We start from the raw sequence: 8154 nt of genomic DNA on the forward strand, positions 1-8154 counted from the left end.
GGCTCTCCCCCGCCGTGACAGGCGATGCTCGCCCCGGAGACGTACGACGCGAGGTCGCTGGCCAGGAACGCCGCGACGTTCCCCACCTCGACCGGGTCGGCCATCCGGCCGAGCGGGATCGTGCGCTCGATCGCGGCCACCGAGGCGTCGTCGCCGTAGTGGTCGTCGCTCTGCTCGGTGCGGCACAGGCCGACGTCGATCGCGTTGACACGCACCTTCGGCGCCCACTCCATCGCGAGCGAGGCGGTCAGCGAGTCGAGGCCGGCCTTGGCGGCGGCGTACGCGGCGATCGTCGGCGCGGGCCGGTGGGCCGAGATCGAGGAGATGTTGACGATCGTCCCGCCCGACGGCTGCCGCTGCATGACCGCGTTGGCGGCCTGCGCGCACAGCAACGGGGCGAGCAGGTTCAGGCCGACGACCCGCTCATGGAACCGCGGCGACGCGGTAGCGGCCTCGGTCGCCGGGGCGCCCCCGGCGTTGTTGACGAGGATGTCCAGCCGGTCCAACGAGCCCATTAGCGACTGCACCGCGTCCGGGTCGCGCACGTCGCACACCCGATGCGTGGTCCCCGGCACCGGCTCGACCTCCGAACGCGAGCAGGTCACCACGGACGCGCCCGCAGCGAGCAGCGCCCGGGTGATGCCGAGACCGATCCCGCGGGTCCCGCCCGTGACGAGGGCGACCCGTCCGGAGAGGTCCACGGCCAGCGACATGCGGACCACCATACCAAGCAAGTGTTAGGTTGGGCGCCATGGCGATCACTTCCGAGCTCCGCGACGACGGCATCAGGGCGGTGACGATGGACGCGCCTCCGGTCAACGCCTTGACCGTCCAAGGCTGGTACGACCTCGCCGCCGCGCTGGACGAGGCCGGGCGCGACCCGGCCACCAGGGTCGTCGTGCTCCGGGCGGAGGGCCGCGGCTTCAACGCCGGCGTCGACATCAAGGAGATGCAGCACACCAGTGGCTTCGAGGCCCTCCTCGGCGCCAACAAGGGCTGCTTCGCGGCGTTCAAGGCGGTCTACGAGTGCGCGGTCCCGGTCGTCGCGGCCGTCAACGGGTTCTGCCTGGGCGGCGGCGTCGGCCTGGTCGGCAACGCCGACTGTGTCGTGGCGAGCGACGACGCCTACTTCGGCGTGCCGGAGGTCAACCAGGGGGCGCTCGGGGCCGCCACCCACATGGCCCGGCTGGTGCCGCAGCACATGATGCGCACGCTGTACTTCACCGCCCGCACGATCAAGGCGACCGACCTCGTGCAGTTCGGCTCGGTCCTCGAGGTCGTCCCGCGCGACCGGCTCGACGACGCCGCGCTGCAGGTCGCCGGCGAGATCGCCGCCAAGGACACGCGGGTGATCCGCGCCGCCAAGGAGGCGCTCAACGGCATCGACCCCGTCGACGTCAACAAGAGCTACCGGTTCGAGCAGGGGTTCACGTTCGAGCTCAACCTCGCCGGCGTCAGTGACGAGCTGCGCGACACGTTTGTGAATCGGCACAGCGCCGGGACGGAGAAGAGCAAGGGATGACCAGGGGACCACGCGACAAGCGCATGACGATCGACGAGGTCGTCGCCGAGCTCCGCGACGGCATGACGATCGGCATCGGCGGCTGGGGGCCGCGCCGCAAGCCGATGGCGCTCGTCCGGGCGATCCTGCGCAGCGACCTCAGGGACCTCACCATCGTCAGCTGGGGCGGCGCCGACGTCGGCCTGCTCGCCCGCGCGGGGAAGATCCGCAGGCTGGTCTTCGCGTTCGTCTCCCTCGACTCGATCCCCCTGGAGCCGAACTTCCAGAAGGCCCGCCAGGAGGGCACGATCCCCGAGCTCGTCGAGCTCGACGAGGGGATGTTCCAGACCGGCCTGCGCGCCGCGGCCCAGCGGCTGCCGTTCCTGCCGATGCGCGCGGGCCTCGGTTCCGACGTGCTGGTCAACCAACCTCAGATCAAGACGGTCACGAGTCCCTACGACGACCGCGAGGAGCTCGTCGCGGTCCCCGCGCTGCACCTCGACGTCGCGCTCGTCCACCTCAACCGGGCCGATCGGCACGGCAACGCGGCGTACCTCGGGCCCGACCCCTACTTCGACGACCTCTTCTGCATGGCCGCCGACCGCGCCTACGTGTCGGTCGAGCAGATCGTCGACACCGCCGGCCTCACCGTCGACACCCCCGTCCAGCGGCTCCTGCTGAGCCGGATGTTGGTCACCGGCGTGGTCGAGACACCGAACGGCGCGCACTTCACCACCTGCACCCCCGACTACGAGCGCGACGAGCGCTTCCAGAAGGCGTACGCCGCGGCCGCGGGCGGGCCCGACGAGGACTGGTCGGCGTTCCACAACCGGTTCCTGGCGGGCGACGAGGCGGCGTACCAGGCCGCGGTCCGGGCGTTCGGGGAGGAGCAGGCATGAGCACCGGCGTGACCAGGGCCGACGTCTGCGCCGCGGCGATCGCGGACGCGTTCAAGGACGACGGCGAGATCTTCGCCAGCCCGATGGGGCTGCTGCCGATGCTGGGGGTCCGGCTGGCCAAGCTGACCAGCAACCCGGACCTGGTGATCTCCGACGGCGAGTCGCTGTTCCTGGCCGGCGTCCCGCCGATCCACGCCAAGCAGGAGGTCGTGGAGGGCTGGATCCCGTTCCGCAAGGTCTTCGACGTGGTTGCCGCAGGCTTGCGCCACGTGATGATGGGCGCCACCCAGGTCGACCGGCACGGCAACCAGAACATCTCGGCGATCGGCGACTGGGCGCAGCCGAAGCGGCAGCTGCTCGGCAGCCGCGGCGCCCCGGGCAACACCGTGAACAACCGCACGTCCTACTGGGTGCCCAGGCACTCCCCGCGCGTCTTCGTCGAGCGCGTCGACATCGTCTCCGGCGTGGGACCCAAGCTCGCCAAGGAGGCCGGCTCGGCCGCCGCCCGTTACAACGACATCCACCGCATCGTCAGCAACCTCGGCGTCTTCGACGTGGAGGGCACTGACGACACGGTGCGGCTGCTCAGCGTCCACCCGGGCGTCAGCGTCGACGAGGTGCGCGAGGCGACCGGGTTCGAGCTCGAGGTGCCCGCCGACGTACCCACCACGCGCGAGCCCACGATGGAGGAGCAGATCCTCATCCGCGAGGTGCTGGACCCCCAGGGCCTGCGCTTCAAGGAGGTCCCGGATGGCGACTGAGCAGCTGCTGCGCACGCCGTTCACCGATCTCGTCGGGGTCCGCCACCCGGTCGTGCAGACCGGCATGGGCTGGGTCTCCGGACCGCGGCTGGTCAGCGGCACCGCGAACGCCGGCGGCCTCGGCGTCCTGGCCAGCGCGACGATGACGATCCAGGAGCTCGAGCGAGCGATCGTCGAGGTCAAGGGCCGCACCGACCAGCCGTTCGGGGTCAACCTGCGCGCCGACGCCGCCGACGCCCCCGACCGCTGCCGGCTGCTGATCGACCACGGCGTCAAGGTCGCGTCGTTCGCGCTCGCTCCCAAGCCCGAGCTGATCGCCACGCTCAAGGAGCACGGCATCGTCGTGATGCCGTCGGTCGGCGCGGCGAAGCACGCCGTCAAGGTCGCCGCCTGGGGTGCCGACGCGGTGATGGTGCAGGGCGGCGAGGGTGGCGGACACACCGGGCCGGTGCCGACGACGCTGCTGCTGCCGACGGTGCTCGACGCCGTGGACATCCCGGTGGTCGCGGCCGGCGGGTTCTTCGACGGTCGCGGGCTGGCGGCCGCGCTGTCCTACGGCGCCGCCGGGGTCGGCATGGGCACCCGCTTCCTGCTCACCCAGGACAGCGCCGTGCCCGACGCGGTCAAGCGCCTCTACCTCGAGCGCGGCCTCACCGACACCGTCGTGACCGCCAAGGTCGACGGCATGCCCCACCGGATGCTGCGCACCGACCTCGTCGAGGAGCTCGAGGGGACCAGCGCCGTACGCCGGCTGGGCCCGACGATGCGGCGCACGCTGGAGTTCAAGCGGTCGACCGGGATGACTTGGCCCGCGCTCCTCAAGGACGGCCGGGCGATGCGCAAGACCCAGGGCCGCACGCTCGCCCAGATGGCGCTGGCGGCCAACACCCCGATGATGCTCAAGGCAGGGCTCGTCGAGGGCGACACCTCCGCGGGCGTGCTGGCGAGCGGGCAGGTGGTCGGCCTGATCGACGACCTGCCGACCTGCGAGGAGCTGATCGACCGGGTGGTCACCCGGGCGGCGGCCGAGCTGCGTCGCGCCTCGTCGTACGTGCTCTAGGAGCTAGCGGCCGGGTACGAGGCCGCGGGGCGGCGCCCACTCGCCGGTGGCGCGCAACTGCTCGTAGATCGCGTACTCCGGCGCGAAGAACTCGTCGAGCCGCGCGCGCATCGTGCGGCTCAGCTGCGGCTCGGGGCGCACGGTCGAGCGGTTGTCGGTGCTGACGTCGATGCCGCCGCCGACCTTCGCGCCGATCCAGGTCTGCCACACCTGCGGCTGCTCGAGCGCGAACAGGCGGTCCACGCCGAGGTCGAGGTCGTCGCTCAGTGCGACGAACTTCGCCGGACGGCCGCGGAGCGTGCCCGGGCCCGGGTCGCCGTCGACGTACCTGCCCACGAACTCCTCGAAGCTGACGTCGCCGGTGTACTTCGCGGGGTCGACCTTCGCCAGGCTCGGGCGCTGGCGGTAGCGCCACCACGACTCGATCCAGGCGGTGGGCTCGCGGAACAGCGAGACGACCTCGTAGTCCTCGCGCTCGTAGCCGGCGCTGCGCAGCACCGGGACCATCAGCGTGTGGAAGCTGCGGCAGTTCATGTGCTTGAGCCGGGGGTTGACCCGCAGCACCAGCTCCGCGTGGCCCTGCAGCGAGCGGACCAGCGAGGTCGAGGCGCACTTGGGCATCGACAGCAGCACGAAGCCGTGAGCCGGCAGCCCGATCATCTGCACCCCTGTCGTCGTACCCGGACGCCGGGCAGCCTACAGGGGGTGGATGTCGCCGAACGTTCACCCGGGAGCGGCGTCACTCCGGGGCCGCGCCGGCGTTGGGCCGGGCATGTGCGACGGCCACCACCACGCAGCGCTCCCCTCCCGACCGCTCACCCGGCGCGCCACGCTGGCGGCGGGCACCGGCCTGCTGCTCGCCTCCTCGCTGGGCTACCAGACCGGCGCCGTCGCCGGCACGGGCGCGGCCCGGGGGTCCCGGCTGACTCGCGGAACCCGGCTTGTGCACGCCGACCTGCACAACCACACGCTGCTCTCCGACGGAGACGGCGACCCGGCCCTTGCGTTCGACTCGATGCGCGCCGCCGGCCTCGACGTCGCCGCGCTCACCGACCACGCGACGCTGTCGGACAACCTCCTGGGCGACGTGCTCGCCGGGCTGCTGCCGCCGGAGTACACCCAGGTCGGCGGGCTCACCCGGAGCGGCTGGCGCCGCACGCAGGAGTACGCCGACGCGGCGAACGTCGACGGCGCGTTCACCGCGATCCGCGGCTTCGAGTGGTCCGAGCCGCTGCTGGGGCACGTCAACGTGTGGTTCACCGAGCACTACACCGACGTCCTCCAGGCAGGCCTGATGCAGCCGCTGCTGGATTGGCTGCGGCGCGAGCCGGGGCTGATCCTCGACGGCGGTGCCGACGGCCTCGCCGGGTTCAACCACCCGGGGCGGGAGCCGGGGCGCTTCCAGGAGTTCACCTACGACCCGCGGGTCCGCGACCAGGTGGTGTCGCTGGAGATGTTCAACCGCCGCGACGACTTCCTGTTCGAGGGGTGGACCGACGGGAGGTCCTCGCCCCTGGTCGCCTGCCTCGACGCGGGTTGGCGCACCGGCATCAGCGGCGTCACCGACGAGCACGGCACCGACTGGGGGTTCCCGGAGGGCAAGGGCCGCACCGGGCTGTGGTGGCCGAGCACTCCCGGGCGGGGGTGAAGGAGGCCATGCGGGCGCGACGGTTCTTCGCGACGCGTACGTCGGGACTGCGGGTCGACGCCACCGCCACGACTCCGGGCGGGGCGGTGCGGCGGATGGGCTCGGAGCTGCCGCTGCGATCCGGGACGGTCCGGTTCCGTCTCGACCTGGCCCGCGACGAGTCCTGGGTGGGGCGGTCGCTGGCCATCCAGGTGCTGCGGCCGGGCACCGACGCGCCCACGGTGGCCCACGTCGAGGAGTTCCGGGTCGGTCCGGTGGTGGAGTTCGGCGTACCCCTCGACGTCGGGGAGGGCGACTGGGTGCTGCTGCGGATCTCCGACCCGACCCAGGCCAACGGCACGCCCGGGCCGGAGGGCCACCCATGCAACGACCTCGGCATCGCGTACACCAGCCCGTGGTGGTTGGTGCCCTAGCCTGTGCGTCCGTGAGCACCCTGGGGCGGCAGACGCTGCTGTGGATGATCCCGGTGAACCTGGTCCTGGTCGCGTGGGTGTGGTCCGGGCGGATCGTGTTCGGCGTGGGCGGCTGGTTCCTGTTGATCCTCCTGGTCTCGGTGGTGCCGATCGCCCTGGTCGCACTCCTGGTCACCACCGTGCTCGCCTACACCCAGGACGGGCGGCCGCGAGCGCTGACCCCGCTGCAGGCGTGGGCCCAGCTCGGCACGTGGGCGGGTCTGTTCGTGCTCGGGGCGTTCATGCCGGACTTCGGCGACACCGAGGACAGCCGGCTCTCCGTGCTGACCCAGGTGTTCGGCTACTCCGACGCGATCTACGACCTGAGCTTCCTGGTCGCGCTGGCCGGCGCCGTGGTCGCGATCGCGGCGTACGCCGTCCTGTTCGGTGCGCTGGTCTTCGCCCGCCGCCGCACTCCTGTGCTCGCGTGACGCACCCCGCACGCTCAGAGTGCCGCGGGCGCGGGAGAATGGTGGCGTGACCGAGCAGCCCGTCCGCAAGCGCCCGCGGCACCTGATGGACCCCGACAACCTCCACCGCGAGGTCATCAAGCCGACCGGCCAGGGCGTGATGAGCCTCGAGCCCGTGCAGCGCTGGGTGCTCTCCGTGCTCGCCGCCACCACCATCGGCCACCTCGCCGCCGGCCTCGTGATCGCGGCCGTCTACGTCGACGAGTCCCGCACCGACGCGCAGGTCGGCCTCAGCATCCTGGCTGGCGCCTTCGGCATCATCGCGGTCGTCGTCTTCCGGGCGATCCACCAGAAGAAGTTCATCTCCCCGTGGCTGCTGCTGGGCCTGGTGCCGACGGTCGTCGGGCTGTTCCTGGTGCTGGACTGACCCGACCCGCGTAGCCGAACTGCACAAAGTCACCGTCGGGCGCCGCACTCCGCGGGACCTGCTGCTCCGTGAAACTGTTTGGTCGTTCGGCTCCGCGTCCCGGGCGACGCCTTAGGCTGCGGCCGTGGAGCTGATCGAGGCGGCGTCGGCCGAGTTCGAGCGCGTGGTGCGCCAGCTGCCGGTGGACTCGTGGGACCTGCCGACCCCGTCGGAGGTCTCGGTGCGCGAGCTCGTGGAGCACGTGGTGGTCGGCAACCGGTTCACCGCGATGCTGCTCGCGGGGGTCGGCCGCGACGAGGCCCGCGGCCGCCTCGGCGGCGACCAGCTCGGCGACGACCCGGTCGCCGCGGTCGTCGAGTCGGCCCTGCGGCAGCGGGACGGGTTTGCCGCTGCAGCGCCGGGACAGATCCTCGACGGACCGAAGGGCGACATCAGCGCGGAGGAGTTCCTGCGGTTCCGCCTCATCGACCTCGTCGTACATGCGTGGGACCTGCTGCGCGCCGCGGGCCAGGACGAGACCCTCGATCCACAGATCGTCGCCGGCCTGCTCGAGCTCGTCGAGCCCCACGTGGACGAGATCCTCGCCTTCGGCGCGTACGGCGACGGCCCGAGCGGCACGCTCCCACCCGACGCCGACCCTCAACTCCGGCTGCTCGACATGTTCGGCCGCCGGCCGTAGGCGAGCGACCTCGCCCGATCTCTCCGGTTCCGCGGACCGAGCGCGGTCGCGGCGGTATGTTCGCGGCGTTGGCGCGGCGCCACCGTCTCCGATCCGCGGCGTCCATCGCTCATCCAGGGGGGAACCATGATCACTCGCACAGGCGCGGTCTTCTGTGCCGTCGCCGTCACCGCGCTGCCCATCGCGGTCGTCGCCGCCACGGCGACCGAGGCCGTCGCGGCCGGCAAGTACTACTCGAACTGCGACGCCCTGCACCGCGACTACCGCCACGGCGTCGCCAAGAGCGCCGCTGCAGCAGCCAAGCAGGTCCGCGATGG

12 protein-coding genes are annotated in these 8154 nt (G+C 72.0%); 10 read left to right on the forward strand and 2 right to left on the reverse strand.

The features are described 5' to 3' along the window. A partial coding sequence (locus tag VGD85_RS18785; protein WP_331064952.1) for an SDR family oxidoreductase occupies window positions 1-713 on the reverse strand: 713 nt, incomplete at its 3' end. 38 nt (window positions 714-751) lie between these two features. Between VGD85_RS18785 and VGD85_RS18790 the strand changes: the two genes are divergently transcribed. Genes VGD85_RS18790 through VGD85_RS18805 form a run of 4 tightly spaced genes read left to right on the forward strand, consistent with a single transcriptional unit; the run spans window position 752 to window position 4221 of the window. Continuing rightward, on the forward strand, window positions 752-1522 hold the full coding sequence (locus VGD85_RS18790; RefSeq protein ID WP_331064953.1) for an enoyl-CoA hydratase family protein: 771 nt from the start codon (window positions 752-754) through the stop codon (window positions 1520-1522). Then, on the forward strand, window positions 1519-2400 hold the full coding sequence (locus VGD85_RS18795) for a CoA transferase subunit A (RefSeq protein ID WP_331064954.1): 882 nt from the start codon (window positions 1519-1521) through the stop codon (window positions 2398-2400). Before VGD85_RS18790 ends, VGD85_RS18795 begins: the two co-directional genes overlap by 4 nt. Continuing rightward, window positions 2397-3161: a CoA-transferase gene (locus tag VGD85_RS18800; RefSeq protein ID WP_331064955.1), complete on the forward strand. Its 765-nt coding sequence runs from the start codon at window positions 2397-2399 to the stop codon at window positions 3159-3161. The genes VGD85_RS18795 and VGD85_RS18800 overlap by 4 nt, the downstream gene beginning before the upstream one ends. Further along, window positions 3151-4221 carry an NAD(P)H-dependent flavin oxidoreductase gene (locus VGD85_RS18805; protein WP_331064956.1) on the forward strand — a complete coding sequence of 357 codons (1071 nt, stop codon included), beginning with the start codon at window positions 3151-3153 and terminating at the stop codon, window positions 4219-4221. Before VGD85_RS18800 ends, VGD85_RS18805 begins: the two co-directional genes overlap by 11 nt. A gap of 3 nt (window positions 4222-4224) precedes the next feature. Here VGD85_RS18805 and VGD85_RS18810 read toward each other — a convergent pair whose 3' ends face one another. Continuing rightward, the gene (locus tag VGD85_RS18810) at window positions 4225-4887 is read right to left on the reverse strand and encodes a hypothetical protein (RefSeq protein WP_331064957.1); all 663 of its coding nucleotides are present in this window, start codon (window positions 4885-4887) and stop codon (window positions 4225-4227) included. Window positions 4888-4993: 106 nt separating this feature from the next. Here VGD85_RS18810 and VGD85_RS18815 point away from each other — a divergent pair, with 106 nt between their 5' ends. The 6 genes from VGD85_RS18815 to VGD85_RS18840 form a co-directional block, all read left to right on the forward strand. Then, window positions 4994-5869, forward strand: coding sequence for a hypothetical protein (locus VGD85_RS18815; protein ID WP_331064958.1), 876 nt, complete (start codon window positions 4994-4996; stop codon window positions 5867-5869). After that, window positions 5842-6282 (forward strand): hypothetical protein, encoded by a 441-nt coding sequence (locus VGD85_RS18820; RefSeq protein ID WP_331064959.1) that lies wholly within the window; start codon window positions 5842-5844, stop codon window positions 6280-6282. The genes VGD85_RS18815 and VGD85_RS18820 overlap by 28 nt, the downstream gene beginning before the upstream one ends. Window positions 6283-6293: 11 nt before the next feature. Further along, a complete protein-coding gene (locus tag VGD85_RS18825; RefSeq protein ID WP_331064960.1) occupies window positions 6294-6752 on the forward strand; it encodes a hypothetical protein in 459 nt (152 codons plus the stop codon). 46 nt (window positions 6753-6798) lie between these two features. Continuing rightward, complete coding sequence (locus VGD85_RS18830; RefSeq protein WP_331064961.1) at window positions 6799-7158, forward strand: hypothetical protein; 360 nt, start codon at window positions 6799-6801, stop codon at window positions 7156-7158. A gap of 124 nt (window positions 7159-7282) precedes the next feature. Further along, entirely contained in the window at window positions 7283-7837 is a 555-nt protein-coding gene (locus VGD85_RS18835) for a TIGR03086 family metal-binding protein (RefSeq protein WP_331064962.1), read from the forward strand. A gap of 126 nt (window positions 7838-7963) precedes the next feature. Continuing rightward, window positions 7964-8154 (forward strand): hypothetical protein (locus VGD85_RS18840; RefSeq protein WP_331064963.1); only part of this gene is annotated, 191 nt, incomplete at its 3' end.

It is taken from the genome of Nocardioides sp., from assembly GCF_036401255.1.
Classification (GTDB): domain Bacteria; phylum Actinomycetota; class Actinomycetes; order Propionibacteriales; family Nocardioidaceae; genus Nocardioides.